This window comes from Corynebacterium kutscheri (assembly GCF_000980835.1).
Classification (GTDB): domain Bacteria; phylum Actinomycetota; class Actinomycetes; order Mycobacteriales; family Mycobacteriaceae; genus Corynebacterium; species Corynebacterium kutscheri.
Genome location: NZ_CP011312.1, coordinates 2,262,516 through 2,282,092 on the forward strand (window position 1 = coordinate 2,262,516; position 19,577 = coordinate 2,282,092).

Genomic DNA, 19,577 nt, shown 5'->3' on the forward strand with positions numbered 1-19,577 from the left:
AAAGAACATATCTAAAGAAGCCGTGTTTGATGTGAAAATCTAACCCTGTGAATGAACAAGCTGTATTAGCTGCAGCTGCTCTTTGTGGGTTAGATTTACCCACCCGCAAATATTCTTATACTCCTATTTGATATAGGTATAAAGATGCGACTACTAAAATAGAGCTTCCACCAAAACCGGAGGTGTAGTAGCGGAAAAGATCGGGGGAAAATAATCCAAATCCCGTTTCAAAATAATTCGGGGTATCAGTACGTCGCGGGCGTGATCGTCGAATACTTCCTACAAAAATTGCCAGCAACATCAAAAATATTGTTAAAGAAATATAATTGATCCCTGTTTCGACTGCTAACAACCCCACCAACAGTAAATCTGAGGCAAGCAAGATAGCTAAGCCAGTCTTTTTATTATCACTTCCATATCCATGGTATCGCGTACACCGAAGTAACCCTGCATTAAGGATTACTCCACCAACATAAATGATAAAAATTGATCCCACTGGGGATTGAAAGGAAAAAACTGCACTCCATAAAAATAATAAAACTAACGAAAATAACAGGTACCCCCGACGAAATAACCTGCGAATAATCAACGGAAACCAAGGCAAAAGTCGCCAGTGCATATATATTTGCGCGTATGCGCCAGAAAGCAATTCCGAATCTAATATATAAAAGGGTGCCGTTAAAGCTGTTTGTTTACGGCCTGCTCCAATTAACCGGGGAAGTTGCCACCTTTTTGTTCCCCAAAGCACTCGTAAAAATACTGCCACAGCACACATTTCGAGACGCATCCCCATTGGGGAAACTAGAAAAGTAACACCTCCTAATACACCGACTTGTAGATATGACAATAAAGATAATCCACACCGAGTGCTCAATGAATCGGGAAAATACAGCAATTTTTCTGTAGTGATAGCTCGCAGGGGCGCTAATTTTTCACAAAAAATCGAAGTAATAACTAGCGTTACCCCTAATAAAGGTAGCTGTAGTGATATCGGCAAAGTGGTTTTTAACTCGGGGAAATAAGCCGAAACCTTGAACATAATTGATACTACTGCGCCTACTGCAAGACCGATCAGAACCAGTCGGTAGCAAAAATCAAGAACAACGCCCACAATCTTATTCATAGCTTAAGCACAATCTCTTGCATGCTCTTCCTAATAAGCGTCGAGTTGTGGGTGGCAACTATGACACAGCTACCAGCAGCTGCGGTAACCTGAAGCACTTCGGCAAGGAAATTCACCCAAAAATCATCAAGATGTCTTTCAGGTTCATCCAACAATAAGAAATCCACGGAAGCAGCAAGTTGTAAAGCAAGAAATACTCGTTGTTTTTGCCCACTTGATAACCAAGAAGGAGGAACTTTTAGAAGTTCTTCTAATTGCCACGTTTCTATTTGCTCCAACCGTTTTTCTTTGTGATGAGGAAAAACAAGATCGAAATGTTCTCCAATAGAGATATCCGGTATGAAAGTTGGAGTAGAAATGAGTTTTATTTTTCCCAAGCAAGAACGATCACCAGGACTTTTATCGCCAATAAGAACTTTTCCTGTTAGTGGTTCTATTTCTCCGGCAAGGGTTTGCAAAAGTGTTGATTTTCCACTTCCATTTACACCGGAGACTCCATAGAGAACACCACATTCAAATGAATGGGAGCTACAACCTACCGGCTGTTTATGCCCATAAACACCAGTAAAAACTAAAGAATTTTGGATCATATGTTTTTGCTGCGCATCTCTATGAAATAACCAATTACTCACTATAAATGTTCATGTATTATCACGCTAACAAAAAATTCGTCTTCGTAACTAACCATGTTCCTTAACCTTTAGGGGCAAGCATATAAAAGCCTGGTATTCCATACCGGAGAGTCCACCACCCCAGTACTACTTGTCCCTCTGGGAAAAAGTCATTCCGATCATTTGCCCCCAAAGATCTTTTATAGGTTAAAGGCAGCTATATCTGATGGAATCGAAGGCACTTCAGTCATATTCGTGGTACGAGCTGCCATAAAACAATCTCACTAATATAAAAATGGTAGGAAAATTTTCCTACCCAAAATATGTACTTTTAGGGCAAGTCCACGTACCGAATGATAGGAGTTTCACAGTGGAAGAAAGCAAATATCCCACCGATCAAGAGTTTTTAGAACTGCTCTATGCGGCCAAAAAAGAACTATTAGCTGAAAAAGTCCCTATTACCCATGCATGGGTGGATAACTTAATTTTAGAAACCGAAGCATTTTATGCGATAGGTGAAGAATTTAGCGCAAAGCGACTTGCATTTTCACTGATAACTACTCTGTGCAGTTTTGAACTCCAGTATTTTTCAAAAGAATAGCCCGCTAACCTAGCTATCTAATCTGGCTAAATCCATTCATAGTTATTTCAGCATCGCCTTAAAAATAGCAGCTTAACAACCTGCTACCTAGTACTTTATAGCTAGCTACTCAGCTACTAGGTAGCAGGAAAAAGCACCAGAGCATAAGCAAAAGCGGCACCAATAAAACGTGGTACCGCTATAAGAGCTGTAGCAAAAACTACACTTATTAACCTAGCGCTTAGGCTAATGCTGCGTGCATCCCAGCCTCTTGAGCTTCTGGCTTATACTTGCCAGCTCGACGAGCACGCACAATCAAGGTTATACCCAAGCACACCGCCGCGCAGAAGAACAATGCCGCCAACGAGGCCACGAAGTGCCCACTAACGTTACCCTGAGAAGCATCAATAAATGCTTGGCGGGCAGCTGTCATTGGGGTAATTGGGTGTATAAGCTGGAATACCTTTGGCACTGTTGCTAGCGGCCACACACCACCGAAAGAGAACATCCCAAAGGCAAAGGCCGCCAAGATTGCAATACCACCGATGAACTGACCAAAGACTACACGTAGCATTTGGTTGCTTGCGGCAGCGGCAGCACTCATACCAATATAGCTAAGAATGATCGCTAGCCAATTCTTTGGTGACCAACCCACGCTTACTGCCACAATAGAGAGCACACCTAGAGCAATAAGACCAAATACAAACAAGCCGGCAAAAGATTTTAGCGTTGGGGTAATAAAGGAACCATGAGCACCAGTGCCAAAGATGGTAGGAACTAACATGGCGATCAGTGCCATGAGCAAGAAACCGAAAACCATAATAATCAGCATCGAGGCACCGCTGCCTAGGTTTTTCACCGTCGGATCACTGGCATCAACAACAGTTTGCACTGGGTTAACGTTATTTTCCTTGTACACAATAGGAACGGCTACTTGTTTTGCCGAAGCTTCTAGGTTGCCAGCATGAGGTGCTTGCGAGGCACCATCGCTAAGGGCACTAGAAAGTTCACCGGTGCCGCCCTTGAGCTGACCGGAGCCGTCGTAAAGCTGTTGGGTACCACTGGCTAAACGATGAGTACCATCAGCGAGTCGGCCTGCACCATCACTTAACTTGGCTGCGCCCTCATTGGCACGATTAATACCGTCTTGAAGTTTCAGGATGCCACCGTAGTACTCGCTAGTAGGGTCAGAAAGCATATACGCCAAGGTGGCGGTACCGTCTTTGAGTTTATTCAGCTGAGCAACCTGGTTATTAGGGTTATTGGCATCTAACTTGGTGGCAAGCTCATCAAGCTTTTGAGCTTGCTCATTCATCCCAGCTAACCGTAACGCTTCAACGGCTTGGTGTAATTGTGGTGCTGCTTGTTGGGCACTGCTGAGCAGGGGAATAAGCGTTCCAGTGAGTTGATCAACACCGGCGCTGATCTGCTGGGCACCATCACCAAGTTTTTCAGTACCGGCAGCAAGTCGGCCTGCACCATCGCTAAGTTGCTGAGTACCACTTGCTAGGCGGGTAGAGCCTTCAGCGAGTTGCTGGGCACCGTCGTTAAGCTGATTCGCTCCGCTGAGCCCCTGTGCTAAACCGGCGTTTAAGCGACCTGCGCCGTCGTCAAGTTTGGTCGAGCCCTCAGCGGCGCGGCCAAGACCATCACCTAGTTTATTGACGCCACCAATTAATTTCTTGGCATATGATTCTGAGATGGAAGAGCTCACGGCAGTTTGGATTTTTGGCACTAATCCGCCGGTAAGAATTGAACCGTTCGTGCCGTTATAGTCATTGTAATTAATGGCAATTTCTGGTTTGATCGGCTCATCGGCAAAGAGGGTACCTACATTAGCGGAGAAGTCCTTCGGAATAACCACGGTAAACATATAGGTACCATCATGAAGGCCGCGCTCAGCATCTTCTGAGCTTACCTCTTCAAAGGAAAGGTATTCGCGCTTCAGTAGTCCGGCTACCACGTTATCGCCAAAAACGGAGTGCTCACCGTTGATCTCTGCACCGGCATCCTCATTGACCACTGCAAGGCGCACATCGCGTAATTTTTTGGTGGGGTCATACATTGCCCACATATAAATGACACTCACCAACACGGGCAGCAATAAAAACACCACTGCACAAAGGCGTTTCCAGCTGAATTTTTGGGCATCTGCGGCGACTGCCGTACCCGATTGTGTAGTGTTCATCATAGACATGGACTCGTTTTCCTTTGGGATACCAACTGCGAAATCATATTTTGCTCTAGCAATTATTGCCTATAATGCTTATTTCTAAGAAACAAAACCTTTAGGTTGTAGAAAACTTCACTTATTTCTTATAATTCTTTTTTGCTTTTCGACGCACCAACCTGCGCTTTTCTCCTCACACGAACAAAAGTAAGTAGTAAGTATCACATTAATTTTTCCTTGTGATATCAATAAAAACGACTAATCAATAGCATTATTTATGATGTGCGATGCGGAACTATCTCATTCTTTTACCTACCCAACAACACACAAGTAATCCCAGTCACTTTGCTTAGTGATTATGAAAAAACTGAGTAATATCCACAATGGCTTCCCAAATAATGGGAAAGGATTGTAACCCGATTAAATTCGGGGCAAGACCTGAGAACCACACAGTCTATGACTGAGGTGGCGCTCGGGTCTTTTTTTATTTCTACTAACAACTAACAACAATTCATTAAGGCACACACATGAGCACAAAGACAGACTTTGAACCTTTAGCACGCAGTGTAATAACCGCTCTCGGCGGCAGTGACAACATCACCTCAGTCACCCACTGTGCTACCCGGTTACGCTTTAAGGTCAAAGACAGCACCGCAATTAATGAAGCAGCAATTAAAAACACCGCTGGGGTTCTCACCTTGGTTAAAGCTGGTGGCCAGCATCAAATTGTCATCGGAAATGATGTTCCTTTTGCTTATGAGGCAATAGTTGCCCAACCGCATATGGCAGCCAAGGGAGTTAAAGAAGGCGGTGGTGAGAATACCAGCGGTGAGCAAACCGTCGAAAAGAAAAATGCATTTAACGCTTTTATTGATCTTATTTCCTCAATTTTCAGCCCTATTTTGTGGTGTCTTGCTGGTATCGCACTACTTAAAGCATTTTTGTCTATGGGTACCACCTTAGAATGGTTTGGTACTGAATCCGTTACCTATATTGTCTTCCAAGCCGCAAGCGATGGCCTGTTCTACTTCTTACCGCTGTTTTTAGCTATTACCGCAGCACACAAATTTAAGATGAATGAATTCATCGCTCTTGCTGTCGTAGCTCCCCTGGTTTACCCCAGTATTGTTGCACTTACCGATGCCACTGAGCCACTGACTCTACTTGGTCTACCGCTGGTAGCAATGAACTATACCTCGTCGGTCATCCCAGCTATTGTCGCAGTCTGGCTAGCTAGTTATGTGCAACGTTTCTTAGAAAAATACTTGCCCAGCGCAATCCGTAATTTTATGACTCCAGTTTTAACTGTGACCATTATGGTGCCATTGGTTTTGCTCACAGTTGGCCCACTGACCATGCTGTTAGCTCAGGGGATTTCTACTGGTGTTACCTGGCTTACCGACGTTGCCCCCTGGCTAGCTGGTGGCCTTATGGGTGGCTTCTGGCAGGTGCTGGTTATCTTTGGCTTGCACTGGGGTTTTGTACCAATTTTCCTCAATGACATTGCTACGACCGGCTTATCACCAATTCTGGCTCCACTCCAAGCAGCCGTACTAGCCCAAGCTATGGCAGTGCTGGCAGTAAGTCTGCGCACCCGCAATGCTGCTCGTAAAAAACTAGCCGGGCCTGCATCTATTTCCGCATTGGTAGCAGGTGTTACTGAACCAGCTATCTATGGCGTTAACTTACCGCTTAAAGTTCCTTTCTATGCTGGCATTGCTGGTGGTGTTGTCGGTGGCATTATCATTGGGCTTGCCGATGTTGGTTTCACCTCCTTTGTCTTCCCATCCTTACTCGCTTTCCCCGCAGTATTAGGTACCGGTAATTTCACACTCTTTGTTATTGGCACAGTTGTCGCCATGATTATTGGTTTTGTCGGCACCTGGTTTTTACTTCCACAAGCAGAGCGTAATTTCGATGCCACCACTGATCCCGCACCTGTAGAAACCACTGCAGCTAAAGCCGAAGAGAATACCGCTGAAAGTACTGCTGCCTCAGCTATCACAACAGTTATTGCACCAGTGGCTGGCACATTAATTCCGATTGAAGATGTAGCCGATAAGGTCTTTGCTTCTGAGGCCATGGGTGCCTCGGTAGCTATTAACCCTACTGATGGTACTTTCCTGGCACCGATTACTGGCACAATCATTGCCGCCCCAAAAACTGGTCATGCTTTTGGCATTAAGGGAGATAATGGCATTGAACTGCTCATTCATATCGGTATCGACACTGTTCAGATGGCAGGCAAGGGTTTTACTCCCGCAGTCAAAGTGGGCGATAAAGTCACTGTCGGAGATAAACTTGTTGATGTTTCTTTAACCGATATTAGCGAGGCTGGTTACCAGAACACCACAATTATTATTGTGACTAATTCTAAGAAGTTAACCAGCGTCGATAAGCTTGGCCAACCTGGTTCTGTTATTAGCGGTGAACCACTACTGCGCACTGAAAAATAGTTCTATCATCATTCTATTAAGGAGTTCTACCATGTCTACCACTGCTTTTCCCGAGGGATTTTTATGGGGCGGCGCTACTGCCGCCAACCAAATCGAAGGTGCTTATAACCAATACGGCAAAGGATTAAGCATTCAAGATGTTATGCCCCAAGGCATTATGGCGCTACCTACCGCAGAACCCACCGAGGATAACCTCAAGCACACTGCCATTGATTTCTATCACCGGTATGTTGAAGATATTGCGTTATTTGCTGAAATGGGTTTTAAAGTATTCCGGTTCTCTATCGGCTGGTCACGTATTTTCCCACGCGGGGATGAAAACCAACCCAATGAGGAAGGCCTGGCTTTTTATGATCGTGTGCTCGATGAATTAGAAAAATACGGAATCACGCCACTTGTTACTCTCTCGCACTATGAAACCCCACTAGCGATTATGCGTGAATACGGTGGTTGGACCAACCGCGAGGTCATTGGCTTCTTTGAAAAATACTGTCGCACCGTTTTTAACCGCTATAAAGGCCGCGTACAACATTGGCTGACCTTCAATGAAGTCAACTCTGTCCTACATATTCCAGTTTTTGGTGGTCTGGAGGGTACCGTTGAGGAAATCGGCCCGCAGCGTCTTTACCAGGCAATCCACAACGAGTTAGTGGCCAGCGCCAGGGTCACTAAGCTCGCTCATGAGATTGATCCAGATAATAAGGTCGGCTGCATGATTATTGCGGCACCACGGTATCCACTGACCCCAGATCCTCACGATGCATTGCATGCTCTCCAGCGCAGCCAGGATGACTACGCCTTTGGCGATATTCACTGCCGCGGCTACTATCCCGGCTACTACCTGCGAAAACTACGTGAATTAGGGGTAGAACTTGAGATCACGGATCAAGACCGTGATGATCTCAAAAACACCGTCGATTTCGTTTCCTTCTCCTACTATATGTCGGTATGCGAAACCGCCGACCCCACCAAACAAGCCCCAGGTAAGGGCAATATCATTGGCGGGGTACCCAACCCCACACTGCAAGCTTCCGAATGGGGCTGGCAGATTGACCCAGTAGGCTTGCGCATTGTGCTCAATGAGTACTGGGATCGCTGGCAAAAGCCACTTTTTATCGTCGAAAATGGTTTAGGTGCAAAGGATGTGCTTATCGACGGCCCAACTGGACCCACCGTTGCCGATGATTACCGCATTGACTATCTCAATGAACACCTCGTGCAAGTTGAACAAGCCATTGCCGATGGAGTTGAACTCATGGGTTATACCACCTGGGGTTGCATTGATGTGGTCTCAGCATCAACAGCGGAAATGTCTAAGCGCTATGGTTTCATTTATGTGGATCGCAACGATGATGGCACCGGTAGCTTAGATCGCTATAAGAAAAAGTCTTTTAATTGGTACCGCGAACTCATTGCCAGCAATGGTGGAACCCTCACACGATAATCACTATGAAAATTGTGCGCGTATTGAACAATAACGTGGTGCTTGCCATTGATGAGCACCACCAGGAAGCAGTCCTTACCGGCTGGGGAGTCGGCTTTCAAAAGAAGCCGGGGGAACTCGTCGACAAGCAAAAAATCAATCGGGTTTTCCGCCCGGAAGCGGATCGCGATAGTGATAATCTTGCCGATCAACTCGCGCACATTAATCCCCTCTTTTTAGCAGCTGCCGACGACGCATTAAAAAAGGTTGCGGCAACTTTAGACATACCAGCAACCTCAGCTTCGGTTATTGCCCTGGCCGATCACTTAGATGTGGCCCAACAGCGCTATCAGGCTGGGGATACTAGCGTGCATCCACTTCATGCAGAAGTAGTGCATCTCTATGCCACCGAGTATCAGGCTGCCCAAAATATTTTGCGTGAGGTCAATACTCAATTATCGCTTCAGCTTCCGGAAGAAGAGGCGATTGCTATTGCACTACACCTAGTCAATGCTGGTTTTCGCACGGATAGTTTGTTGGAAACCTACCGCATGACGGGAATTTTTCAACAACTATTTAAAATCATCTCGGCAAGCTTTGGTATTGAGGTCAACCAGCACTCTATTTCTGCGGCACGTTTTATTACTCACCTGCGGTATTTCTTTGTTCGAGTAAACCAAAATAAGCAGCTCAATGAAGGAATGCATGTGCTACAAGATTCTATGGAACTTACCCATCCAGAAGCAGTGCGTTGTGCAGCTAAACTTGCTGCGGTATTAGAACTTCGGTTAGGGGCGGAAGTTTCTGCTGATGAACTTGCTTATTTGAGTCTGCATGTAGCCAGGCTTGTCCAAGAAAACGGCAATTCTTCGCACTAGCTAGGACTAGCTCACATAAAAACACTTCCCGGCAGGTTAGCATCAGCCTACCGGGAAGTGTTTTTTCTTTATTATATTTCTGGCTTAACCAACCAGTGCATAAAGTAGCCAGCATAAACAGAAACCAGCGGTACCAAAGATCGTCGATAAGACTGTCCAGGTTTTTAGGCCTTGTTTAACGCTGAGCCCAAGGTACTTGGTCACGATCCAGAAACCGGAATCGTTGATATGGGACAATCCCAGCGCACCAAAACCAATGGATAGCATAATCAACGTGACCTGCACGGTATTAAGTCCGGCATCGGCAATGGGCTGTACTAATAATCCGGTCGCGGTAAGCATGGCTACTGTGGCTGAGCCTTGGGAAGCACGCAATGCTAAGGATAATAGGAAGGCCATCAAAATCAGTGGCATGTTAATGCCAATGAGCATGTCGGATAGAACCTGACCAATTCCAGATTCGACTAATACATTGGCAAAGCCGCCACCGGCACCGGTGACAAAGATAATTACAGCCACGGCTGGTAATGCGGAATCCATAATGCCAGCGCCCTGGTCAAGGTTCCATTTTTGTTGGCGACCAATAAAAATCCAAGCTACTACCACAGCAGTTAATAGCGCGACGGGGGAGGAGCCAATAAAACTCACCGCAGAATGAAAACTAGTACCAGGTTCGCTTAACATGGCACCGGTTGTGCCCACCATGATCATAAGAATCGGCAGCAAAATCAACCCAATAATCATAAATGGTGATGGTGCAACACCAGTAGGACCAGAATCATTTATTTCAACTGGTGACGCAAGCCGCTTGATGCCATCAACCTTAAAAAGTTTGGCAGCAAAATAACCTATCACACAGGTAAGGGCGGCAATCGGTAGACCAAAGGTAAGCATTAAACCAGGATCTTCCTCCAAAGTACCTGCCACCGCAACCGGTCCTGGGTGAGGAGGTAATGCTACATGCACGGTTAACATAGCGCCGGCAACCGGTAAACCAATTTTTAGCGGATTGATTTTAGCTACAGCAGCAAAACCAAAAATAATTGGTGCCAGGATAATAAATCCCACATCAAAGAACACCGGTATGCCTAGCACGAAGGCTGCTAAGGTTACTGCGGCAACAACCTTCTTTGGCCCAAGTTTCGTGGTGAAGTATTGTGCAACTGCTTCCGCACCACCAGAAACTTCAATCATCCGCCCTAGCATTGCACCGAGGCCAACAACTACCACTACTGATCCTAGTGTTTTTCCTACGCCACCGGTAACAGTGCTTACTGCATCGGCAAGCGGAATACCTGCTACTACAGCAGTAGCAATGGCTACGCCAATGAGTGCAACAAAAGCTGGAACCCGCAACCAAATAACTAGTAGAAGTAAAACGGCAACGGCGCCAATACCTAAACCAAGAAGCGCTGTTCCGGTCATGGTTTACCTCCTTGGGCGGTGTCATCAACTGTATCGGCAAGCTGTGTTGGGGCTACCACGGTAATAATGCTGGAATCGTCCTGAGCAGCTTTACCTCGCACAAGTCCGGCTAGGTACTGTTGTTCAGCGGCGGCAGCAAGGGGAACACCAATGCCGGCTTTCTTTGCAGCAGCAGTAACAATGCCCATATCTTTCACAAAAATATCTAGGCGGCTTTTTACCTCTGCGCCTTCTGGGGTATAGGCCTCTAACATGCGCTGACCACGATCACCGAGCATGAAGGAAGCCGCAGCACCACTCATGAGTGCATCGAGTGCGGCTGCCGGATCAAGTCCTAAGCGATCAGCTAAGGCTAGAGCTTCGCCGGCTGCCGCAATGTGGACGCCACAGAGTAATTGGTTCACTGTTTTTAGCGCTTGTCCTTTACCGGGGGCGTCACCAACAATTACTAGATTAGAGGCCATAGCTTCTAATACTTCGCGGATTGACTCGACTACTTTTGGCTTCCCACCAGCAGTTACTAGTAGATCACCTTCCCCGGCGCGTACCGGGCCACCAGAAATCGGAGCATCAACCAGGCCTAGGTTTTTCTCGGCTAATAATGCAGCGGCTTGTTCCACGGCGGTCATGCCCACAGTTGAGGTGAGTAGGACAACCGCCCCTGCTGGCATAACCTCAGCAATGCCTTCTGTGCCAAAGAGAACCTCAAGTAATTGTGGTTCATTACGTACCGCTAATAAAACAACATCTGATTCACGAGCTGCTTCCCGAGCTGAACTAAAAGTCTCAATACCAGCTGCTTGGGCAAGTGCACAGCGGTCTTCGGCAATATCGACCCCACGTACGCTAAAAGTTTTTGCCAGGTTGGTAGCCATTGGCAAACCCATTGCACCTAGTCCAACAACGGTGATAATCATAGGAGGATCCTTTCGGGAAAATTAGTAAGTTTAAGAAAGCTTTTCGACGACTTCTGCCAATGAGGTATCAGTGCCAACATTGCCGGCGAAAACGATATAGGCCACCCCAGTTGCTGGACCATCAGCACTTGCCCATAGGGAAATAATTCCTTCCTGCATCGGGCCAACCACCATAGCGCGGGTCATTTCTAGACCCTTTGAGGCAACATCAGAAGAGGTAATTCCGCCTTTGGCAATAACAAACCGGGGAGTAACCTGATGAATGACCTGGTTGACTACTGCTACTAGTGCTGCTGAGACTTTGCGTGCAATAGCTAGTGATTCTTCCCCATCTTTGCCTTTCACCAGTTGTCGTGAGGTATGGAAAACAACATTGCCATTGCTTAGTTGGTTGGCAATAAGCGTTACCAATCCAGTGAGGTATTCTTCTCGACGATTACCTAGTACTTCAGCTACATCAAGCTCTACGACATATGGCTTAGTGTTTTCCAATAGATGATTAAGCTGGCGAGTTGTGGTGGGAACATGGGAACCGACAACAATCAGTCCGCCAGCAACGGCATTATCTGGTGTGTGTAGATCTTCTTTATTTAGTGGCTTAGGAACATCTTGTCCGATACGAGCACGAACAAATGGTGGGCCGACGCGATAAATAAAGCGCTTACCTTGTGCTTCTGCTTGGATCACACCCAGGCTTAGCAAACGTAGATCATCTTCGGTGACGATATCGCTAACAATTGGTTGACGATGAGTTGCACTAAGCAGTTTTTCCGCAATGGCATCGGCACCACTTCTAATGGTGTTCAGGTCGATGACGAGGACTTCATCTGCTGTGACTCGCCCTTCAGTTTTTTCTTCCACCCATTTAGCCAACTCAGAATTGTGGTAACCAAAGGTTGCATCTTGGGCAAACTCTGATTGACCGACCGGTAAATATCCATCGGTGTCATTACCGGCATAGTGCACTCCAGCGACAGTAATACGTCCGGCATCGCCAAAGGCAGGAACCAGTAGGTAGCCATCAATATCTACGTCGTGCAGCCGGGCAGCATCGGCAAGTGTATCTGGCTCTAGCGGGAAATGTCCGCGCAAGGTGGAATCACTTCGAGAAACAAAGCTTAGTTCCACGCCATATTTCTGTGCTGCAGCATAAGCTGCCGTGGCAACTTCATTGTTGATAGCTTGAGCATCTGCTGGGCTTAGCGAGCGCGAGTTGGTCATTACATAGATGGCCGGAGTTTTTTGTTCCAATGCCCATGCTAAGTCTTCTTCTCGCCAGCGGGTAAGCACCGGTAGATCGGCTACTGATTGGGTACCGGTAGGATCGTCGTCCAGCACGACCAGAATCGGATCGTGATGACCTTTGCTTTCAGCTATAGCAATGGTTTCACGAACAGCGGCGGCAGTGGTTGGCACATCCCCTAGAAAAGGAGCAAGTAGTTCTGTTCCACTTCGATAAGACATCACAATTCCTTTGTTCTTAGACCTCTGAGGACTATCTTTCATCAAAAATAACTTATTAGCGCTCAGATCAACACCAAAAGAAAGTGAAATACGTCATTAACACACCCATTTACCCCCTGATGTGCCACAGTTTTCTGTTTTACCTACCCCCACGACAAAATTATTCTACTGAGCTACATAAATAAGCTCAGCGATCACCCCAGGTTTACACTCGCTTTATCACGCGATCTCACTAGTGCTAACCAGGTAACACCCCAACCACATGCCAAGTTCTACTACATGAGCTACTAAAAATAAGGTGCTAGCCACTAGTTAATCATCAGCATCTACAAAACGCGCAATATCATCGAAGGTTTGTGTCATATGTCGGCGCATGGCATTCTTTGCACCTTCTTCATCACGATTTTTCACAGCTACAAAAATCTCTCGGTGATGTTTTTGCGCACGTTGGCACACCTCAGGCACCGAGCTAGTTTCATACCGGGAAGCAGCCAATTCATCAGCAAGCGGAATCATCACCGCAGTAATAAACGGGTTTTTACTAGCCTCAATCAGCGCGGTATGAAACTCAACGTCCGCGTCTACGATTGCTAGCACATCATTGGCAACAACGGCTGCATCATAAGCATCCAATGCTGCTCGCATACGCGCAATATCCTCATCTGTTGCCCGCGCTGCCGCATGCCCCGAAGCACCCACTTCAATCATGCGTCGAACTTCAGTGAGATAAAAACCTACCTGATTTTTGCTGGTGGTACGCGAAATAATATCAACACGGGAGCGCACATCCGTCCAGGCACTTACTTCAGCAACAAATGTGCCCCGACCATGAACCACCTCAACCACACCGCGATCAGCAAGCGTACGCACCACCTCACGCATAGTGGGTCGAGAAACATCTAAAAATGCAGCAAGATTAGCCTCACTCGGTAAGGCTTGGCCTGGTTGGAATTCTCCATTTGCAATGCTTTGCATAATCCGATCGACGCCCAAAGTGACACGATCTTTGCGCATGAAAATTCGTCCTCTCCAGAAGCTCATACCTGCTGCATCTTATGCCGACATTTCTATCTTATGCCAAGCTTTTTATAGAAATAACCCCACCACTAGCACCTAAAACAATACGGTATGAGCCACCAGAAACAACAGCACCATTCAAAGAGAAAATAAATTATCTGCCGAAGTTTTCACCCAAAAATGGGAAAATAAAAACTTCGGCAGACAGAGCATTTTTACCCATCACAACCCAGTTGGTGTGTATCCACACTGACCCTATGGGTTTCAGTATTTAACGGGACATATACTTATTTCAGCACGAGGTTGACCATGCGTCCTGGAACCACAATCGTCTTCACCACATTCTTTCCTGCCATATGCGTACGCACATCTGCATCAGCTAGTACAAGCTCAGTAATCGCAGCCTGATCAGCATCGGCAGGAACCATAATCCGAGTACGTACCTTGCCATTAATCTGCACCGGTAATTCAATCTCATCGTCGACAAGCCATTTCTCATCAAAGGTAGGAAATGGTTCAAAGGTGATGGTCTCGGTATGGCCAAGTCGCTGCCACAACTCTTCAGCAATGTGCGGGGCAACTGGGGAAATCATCTGTATCAATGGAGTTACCGCAGCACGAGGAGCACCAGCTGAGTAAGTCTTAGTCAGATAGTTAACATATTCGATTGCCTTGGCCACCACAGTGTTAATCCGCAGGCCTTCATAGTCATCCCGGATGCCCGCAATTGTGCGGTGTAATTGTTTACAATCATCCTCACTCAACTCGGCATCGGTGATAGCTAGCTCGCCAGTATTTTCATTAACTACTAACCGCCACAAGCGTTGCAAGAACCGTTGCGATCCCACCACGTCTTTGGTTGCCCAAGGACGCGAAGTATCCAGTGGGCCCATCGCCATCTCATAAACACGCAGAGTATCGGTACCATAGTCCCGGCAAATATCATCTGGGGAAACAGCGTTTTTTAATGACTTACCCATTTTGCCGTATTCCTGAGTGACTTTTTCACCCTGATAGTAGAATTCGCCGTCTTTTTCTTCTACTTCAGCAGCTGGAACATACACCCCACGGGCATCGGTATACGCATAGGCCTGAATATATCCCTGATTAAAGAGTCGACGATACGGCTCCCGGGAGCTGACATAGCCTAAGTCGAAAAGTACCTTATGCCAAAAACGTGAATACAAAAGGTGCAGCACAGCATGTTCTACACCACCGACGTAGAGGTCAACACCGCCTGGATCCTGTGGCCCATGCAATTCTGGGCGCGGTCCGGTCCAATAGCGTTCGTTTTCAATATTGCAGAATTCTTCATTATTGGTGGGATCAATATAGCGCAGCTGGTACCAGGAAGAGCCTGCCCATTGCGGCATAACGTTAGCATCGCGGGTGTACTTTTTCAGCCCATCGCCAAGATCAAGTTCTACTTCTAACCACTGGGTTTCCTTAGCCAATGGCGGCTGTGGCTCAGAATTAGCATCATTGGGATCAAACGATACCGGTTGGTAATCCTCCACCTCAGGAAGTTCGATAGGCAACATTGACTCAGGCAAGGTATGAGCAAGACCGTGCTCATCGTAGACCACCGGGAAAGGCTCGCCCCAATAGCGCTGGCGAGCAAAAAGCCAATCGCGTAGTTTGTACTGGATTTTTTCAACCCCCAGGCCACGCTGGGTAAGCCATTCGATAGTAGCGGCAATAGCAGACTTTTTATCTAAACCATTAATATCTAGTCCCTCATCATTAGCGGAGTTAACCATTGTTCCCTCACCGCTAAAGGCCGCCACACTAATATCACCACCGGCAACGACCTCCACAATGGGCAATCCGAACTCGGTGGCGAACTCAAAGTCACGCTCATCATGAGCAGGCACAGCCATAATTGCACCGGTGCCATAGCCGGTGAGTACATAATCGCCAATGAAGACTGGGATAGGCTGACCATTGACCGGGTTAATGGCATCTATGCCTAGATAAACACCGGTTTTTTCTTTGTTTTCTTGGCGCTCCACATCACTTTTCGCAGCAATCGCCTTGCGATAAGCGGCTACCGCCTCGGCAGGGGAGTTCTCACCGAAAGTCCAGCGAGGATCAACACCCTCATATACGCCAGCTCCTTCAGCAACCAAAACGTCGACAAGCTCGTGCTCTGGGGCCAGCACCATATATTGAGCACCAAAAAGCGTGTCTGGACGAGTGGTAAAAACAGTGATTTTTTGTGAACCAGCTGCAAAATCAACTTCCGCCCCCTGCGAGCGTCCGATCCAGTTACGCTGCATGCTCTTAACTTTTTCAGTCCAGTCAAGAAGTTCTAGGTCGTCGACAAGACGGTCAGCATAATCGGTGATCCGCATCATCCACTGGGAAAGGTTTTTGCGGAAAACCGGGAAATTACCGCGCTCTGAGCGACCATCGGCGGTAACCTCCTCATTTGCCAGCACAGTTCCCAAACCCGGACACCAATTCACAATCGAATTAGAGCGGTAAACCAGACGGAAAGAATCTACTACCTTGCGCTGAGTAATCTCATCTAACTCACCATAGGGGGCACCAAACTCAGCTGGGGTAGCTACCTCACCGGAAAGCAACAATGGAATAAGTTCTTCAATACGTCGCGCTTTGTTTTGTTGCTTATCAAACCAGGCATTAAAAATTTGAATGAAAATCCACTGCGTCCACTTATAAAATTCTGGATCCGTAGTAGCTACTTTACGACGTCGATCGTGGCCTAAACCCAGCGCATCAAGTTGCGCTTCCATGTTCTTGATATTTTGCATGGTCGTTGTACGCGGGTGTGTACCAGTTTGAATAGCGTATTGTTCTGCTGGTAAACCAAAAGCGTCGTATCCCATGGTGTGCAAAACATTTTTGCCCAACATACGATGAAACCGAGCAAAAACATCGGTTGCGATATACCCAAATGGGTGCCCCACATGCAGACCAGCTCCGGAGGGATAAGGGAACATATCCTGAACGAATAACTTATCTGGCGAAAGCTCACCACCGGTTGCTAGATCACCCACGGGATTCGGGGTTTCAAAAGTACCGTGGTCAATCCAGAATTGCTGCCAGTTTTTCTCAATGCTACCTGCAAGTTCCGGAGTGTAACGAAACGCAAAATTAGCTGCTGGGTCGCTCAGTGTATTCATGGGTAAACAGTGTAGTACCCTGGGTGGACTTTATTGCTTTTCGACGTCCTCCCCAGCTAATGAAAAAGAAAAACGACGACATAAGCAGATGAATAAACACATGCTTATGTCGCCGGTCAGTGCAGTTTATGGAGCCCCGGTTGTCTCATCGAAACAACCGATTTCTACGCTTTCTTTCGCTGGTGCGTTCTTGCCTTGATATTCAATATCTAATATGGTGTAGACATCTACCTGGTAGCCACAGGTTTTCTTTTCCCGCGCGGTGACCACGACCGGATATTCTTGATAGTTTCCTTCTGCGCAGGAGGGATCACAAGAGTTGCTGACCGAAGTGCCGGTTGCTTTTGCTTGATCGCCACCCCAGTTCTGCCAGGTTAGTCGATCCACATAGTGATTATTATCGGCACAACCAAGACTGATCTGATCTGGTCCGGCTAAGCCAGTCACCGCATTACAATCCAAAATGGTTGCGGTTTCTACACTCGTGGTAATGTCAACGCCCATTAGTCCATAGGTACGAATAAGCTGTCCGGTAGTAGCTAGAATATCGAAACTCAGTTCATCTTCTTCACGAATAATGCTTAAGATTTCTCCGTTTTTTTGGGCAAGATCGTTACCATCAAGTGAAGCAAGCAACTCATAGATAGCTTTTTCTTGAATACCGCGAATACCTGGAGTAAGCAGAGTTTTTAACAAACTCCGTGCAGAAGCATCACCATAGGTTTCGGTAATAAGACGGCCCATTTCTTGAGTGGAACCAGGTGTAGTTGCAAATTGCTCTGCACTAATCGCAGGGGAAAGATCACCAAGTTCTTTAAGCAATTCAGCACTATCGCCGCTGCCTGCCGCAGGTTCGACTTGTTGTTCCATATGAACATCGCCGCTGGCATCAATAACATATTCAGTACGTACTCGCGTTTGACCACGTGAATCAGTACGCAGTACATAATCGCGCCCGGTGGTAGCAAGCTCAACTAAATCAGGTTGCGCATTTGCTGCCTCGGCACTCGCCAGCAACACATCACGAGCCTCATTACTATTCGAGGGAAGCATAGCGGTCACAGTAAGAGCAGTAGCAGCTAGGGCACAAGCGGCAACAAGTGCGGGCATTTTTCTCAATCGTCGGCCACTAGTAGCAGCCGCTGGGGATTCCTCATTCAAAATTTCTTTGAGAGTGTCCTCAGCATGCTGATAGGAGTAGGTATCTAGTGCCTCATCAGGGACTAGGTTTGCATCCCGAAGTCGATCAATAGGATTCACTGTTTTTTACTCCTTGAGCTAAGCGTTTGCGGGCGCGATGAAGACGAACTCGTGCTTGGGTTCCACCTACTTGAAGAACTTCTGCAAGCTCTTTAGGCTCTAGTCCTTCCCACGCATGCAAAGTTAAGATTTCACGATCTGTTTCACTCAGCCTACGAAGCGCACGGTAAATGTCTACACTTGTTGACACTTCATCAGCGATATCTTCGCTATAAGCACTCATGAAGCTGAGATCGTCGAAAAGCTGTGGGGGATTAGCCCGATATGCTTCTAAAACGACATGGTGAGCGATGCCGTAGATCCACGGCATCGGCTCTCCTTTTCGACTATGCCATTTTCGCCACGCACGCGCAAAGGTCTCGGCTGTTAGATCATCAACCAATTCTTTGTTGACGCGTCGGCGAAAATAGGCTCGGATGCGTGGGTAGGTTTGCCGATAAATATCGGAAAACTCCTCACGTACTTGTTCAGTGGAACTAATTCTCATCGCCTAGCAGATTTACCATAATGGTTGTGCCATCTGCACAGGTTGCGGTCAACGTCTCATCACCAGTGAGCGGGTCGGGAGCATTAACATAAGCGATGAGCTCGCCTTTATCGGCAGCCGGGCTCATTGTTGTGTTCTCGCCCCAACTGGTCTCCAACTTTGCTGACACCCCTTCACAGGTGGAAGAAACAAGGATTTCCGCACCTGGGGTAACCGAATCCTGGATGGTAAGCGTTGGAGCCGGCTCAGACTCTGCTTGCGATTGAGAACAACCGGTTAATACCAGAGCCACGCTGGCTATAGCAGACACAAGTACTGCATTCTTTTTCATGACAACCAACTCCTTTTAAAACAACGTAACTAGCGTCTTGTCACCTTATTTGTGTGTAGAGAGCAACAATCGTTACAGCCTTATTTTTATTTGCTTATCGACGCCACTTTTCCGCCTGAGCGAAGCCCGTTAAGGACACCCCTCTTTCACCCCCGAAAAGTTCATGAACCCCAAGTTAATAGTCAATAAATGCCCAATGTGAGCAATATCCAGAGGAATTATGCCCCCTATGTTTAGGCGGCGGAGTAATGGTAAATGAGTTCCTTTTTCTCACACATTTTTATGG

General features: G+C 47.0%; 15 protein-coding genes. 4 read left to right on the plus strand and 11 right to left on the minus strand.

The window, feature by feature from the left end:
• Positions 1-115: 115 nt before the first annotated feature.
• Both UL82_RS10145 and UL82_RS10150 read right to left on the minus strand, forming a co-directional pair.
• The gene (locus tag UL82_RS10145; RefSeq protein WP_046440857.1) at positions 116-1,123 is read right to left on the minus strand and encodes a hypothetical protein; all 1,008 of its coding nucleotides are present in this window, start codon (positions 1,121-1,123) and stop codon (positions 116-118) included.
• Entirely contained in the window at positions 1,120-1,713 is a 594-nt protein-coding gene (locus tag UL82_RS10150; protein WP_046440858.1) for an ABC transporter ATP-binding protein, read from the minus strand. The genes UL82_RS10145 and UL82_RS10150 overlap by 4 nt, the downstream gene beginning before the upstream one ends.
• A 391-nt stretch (positions 1,714-2,104) precedes the next feature.
• Between UL82_RS10150 and UL82_RS10155 the strand changes: the two genes are divergently transcribed.
• Positions 2,105-2,335 carry a hypothetical protein gene (locus UL82_RS10155; protein WP_046440861.1) on the plus strand — a complete coding sequence of 77 codons (231 nt, stop codon included), beginning with the start codon at positions 2,105-2,107 and terminating at the stop codon, positions 2,333-2,335.
• 220 nt (positions 2,336-2,555) lie between these two features.
• On the opposite strand, the gene UL82_RS10160 is transcribed toward UL82_RS10155, so the two are convergent.
• Positions 2,556-4,511, minus strand: coding sequence for a YhgE/Pip domain-containing protein (locus UL82_RS10160; RefSeq protein ID WP_232009490.1), 1,956 nt, complete (start codon positions 4,509-4,511; stop codon positions 2,556-2,558).
• A 500-nt stretch (positions 4,512-5,011) separates the two neighbouring features.
• Between UL82_RS10160 and UL82_RS10165 the strand changes: the two genes are divergently transcribed.
• Genes UL82_RS10165 through UL82_RS10175 form a run of 3 tightly spaced genes read left to right on the plus strand, consistent with a single transcriptional unit; the run spans position 5,012 to position 9,241 of the window.
• Entirely contained in the window at positions 5,012-6,940 is a 1,929-nt protein-coding gene (locus UL82_RS10165) for a beta-glucoside-specific PTS transporter subunit IIABC (protein ID WP_046440863.1), read from the plus strand.
• Positions 6,941-6,971: 31 nt separating this feature from the next.
• A complete protein-coding gene (locus UL82_RS10170) occupies positions 6,972-8,384 on the plus strand; it encodes a glycoside hydrolase family 1 protein (RefSeq protein ID WP_046440865.1) in 1,413 nt (470 codons plus the stop codon).
• A 5-nt stretch (positions 8,385-8,389) separates the two neighbouring features.
• Positions 8,390-9,241, plus strand: a complete 852-nt coding sequence (locus tag UL82_RS10175; RefSeq protein WP_046440867.1) for a PRD domain-containing protein — start codon at positions 8,390-8,392, stop codon at positions 9,239-9,241.
• Positions 9,242-9,325: 84 nt separating this feature from the next.
• On the opposite strand, the gene UL82_RS10180 is transcribed toward UL82_RS10175, so the two are convergent.
• The 8 genes from UL82_RS10180 to UL82_RS10215 form a co-directional block, all read right to left on the minus strand.
• Positions 9,326-10,666, minus strand: a complete 1,341-nt coding sequence (locus UL82_RS10180; RefSeq protein ID WP_046440869.1) for a GntP family transporter — start codon at positions 10,664-10,666, stop codon at positions 9,326-9,328.
• Complete coding sequence (locus UL82_RS10185; protein ID WP_046440870.1) at positions 10,663-11,583, minus strand: NAD(P)-dependent oxidoreductase; 921 nt, start codon at positions 11,581-11,583, stop codon at positions 10,663-10,665. The genes UL82_RS10180 and UL82_RS10185 overlap by 4 nt, the downstream gene beginning before the upstream one ends.
• A gap of 30 nt (positions 11,584-11,613) precedes the next feature.
• Positions 11,614-13,047: a four-carbon acid sugar kinase family protein gene (locus UL82_RS10190; RefSeq protein ID WP_046440872.1), complete on the minus strand. Its 1,434-nt coding sequence runs from the start codon at positions 13,045-13,047 to the stop codon at positions 11,614-11,616.
• Between the two features lie 312 nt (positions 13,048-13,359).
• Positions 13,360-14,061 carry a FadR/GntR family transcriptional regulator gene (locus UL82_RS10195; protein WP_046440874.1) on the minus strand — a complete coding sequence of 234 codons (702 nt, stop codon included), beginning with the start codon at positions 14,059-14,061 and terminating at the stop codon, positions 13,360-13,362.
• A gap of 290 nt (positions 14,062-14,351) precedes the next feature.
• A complete protein-coding gene (gene leuS, locus UL82_RS10200) occupies positions 14,352-17,213 on the minus strand; it encodes a leucine--tRNA ligase (RefSeq protein ID WP_046440875.1) in 2,862 nt (953 codons plus the stop codon).
• 126 nt (positions 17,214-17,339) lie between these two features.
• Positions 17,340-18,473: a hypothetical protein gene (locus tag UL82_RS10715; protein ID WP_052735965.1), complete on the minus strand. Its 1,134-nt coding sequence runs from the start codon at positions 18,471-18,473 to the stop codon at positions 17,340-17,342.
• On the minus strand, positions 18,460-18,960 hold the full coding sequence (locus UL82_RS10210) for an RNA polymerase sigma factor (protein WP_046440878.1): 501 nt from the start codon (positions 18,958-18,960) through the stop codon (positions 18,460-18,462). Before UL82_RS10210 ends, UL82_RS10715 begins: the two co-directional genes overlap by 14 nt.
• Positions 18,950-19,291, minus strand: a complete 342-nt coding sequence (locus UL82_RS10215; protein ID WP_052735966.1) for a hypothetical protein — start codon at positions 19,289-19,291, stop codon at positions 18,950-18,952. The genes UL82_RS10210 and UL82_RS10215 overlap by 11 nt, the downstream gene beginning before the upstream one ends.
• Positions 19,292-19,577 lie beyond the last annotated feature (286 nt).